At 53.8% G+C, this 249-nt stretch carries 1 pseudogene; it reads right to left on the bottom strand.

The features are described 5' to 3' along the window. A pseudogene (locus tag QN347_RS20565) lies at positions 1–249 on the bottom strand (DNA polymerase III subunit beta); the annotation flags it as partial.

Genomic DNA, 249 nt, shown 5'->3' with positions numbered 1-249 from the left:
ATGTTAAACAGGTGCTTGAGCGTTTTTTGCGGCAGGCTAACGCTGGCGTTGAAGTGTTCTGCTTGTGCGACGGTAGGGAATTCTTCTGCCGCCAGAGTTTGCAAAGAGAAGCGCGATTTGCCTGACTGCACAGTCATCTTCTTATTGTCGAGCTTGAGGACGATGTCATTGTCGTCCGGCAGTGCGCGCAAAATATCGAGCAGCTTACGCGCAGCGACGGTAGTGGCAATGCTCTCGCCACCCGAACCG

This window comes from Sphingomonas sp. 10B4 (assembly GCF_035019905.1).
Lineage (GTDB): Bacteria > Pseudomonadota > Alphaproteobacteria > Sphingomonadales > Sphingomonadaceae > Sphingomonas > Sphingomonas glacialis.
Note: the sequence above shows the minus strand (reverse complement) of the source record. Positions and strands in the feature narration are given on the sequence as shown.